This window comes from Polaromonas sp. P3_C2 (assembly GCF_056402675.1).
In genome coordinates, this window is record NZ_JBFUGX010001216.1 from 1 (window position 1) to 621 (window position 621).

General features: G+C 62.5%; 2 protein-coding genes. Both read right to left on the minus strand.

The features are described from left to right. Nucleotides 1–321, minus strand: a 321-nt coding sequence (locus tag AC1DWI_RS25685) for an ABC transporter permease subunit (RefSeq protein WP_477726260.1), incomplete at its 3' end; no start/stop codon positions are given. A 2-nt stretch (nucleotides 322–323) separates the two neighbouring features. Then, nucleotides 324–621, minus strand: a 298-nt coding sequence (locus tag AC1DWI_RS25690) for an ABC transporter permease subunit (protein ID WP_477726261.1), incomplete at its 5' end; no start/stop codon positions are given.

Genomic DNA, 621 nt, shown 5'->3' on the forward strand with positions numbered 1-621 from the left:
GTAGTGGCCCTTGAGCCGGAAGCAGGACCAGCCAAAACCCAGGCTGAGCAAGGCTGCCACCAAACCGCCGGCTAGCACGCCTATCCAGGGATTGATACCGAACTTGACCAGCAGCAGTGTCGAGACATAGGCGCCCAGTCCGTAGAAAGCCGCATGGCCGAGGGACACCTGTCCCGCATAGCCGCCCACGATGTTCCAGGCTACACCCACCTGGGCCGCCATGAGGATAAGGATTGCCATGTTCAGGTGCGAGGCATCCGTGACAGCGGGAACAGCCAGGGCAAGCGCCAGCGCTGCGATGGCAAAAATGAGTTGCTTCATGATCATGCCTTGCCCATCAAGCCCTGCGGGCGGAACATCAGCACGCCGAGGAACAACACCAGCACGATGGCCGTCTTGTACTGCGGCCCAAGCAGCAGGCCGCCCATGACCTCGATCACGCCGACCAGGATGCCGGCCCAGAAAGCGCCAGAGACGCTGCCGAAACCGCCCAGGTTGACCACCACAAAAGCCAGCAGGATGAAACTCGCGCCAACGTCCGGAAAAATCGGGAAGAAGGTTGACAACAGCACCCCGGCTGCGCCGGCGCAGGCCGCGCCTATGCCCCAGGCCAGCGAGAAC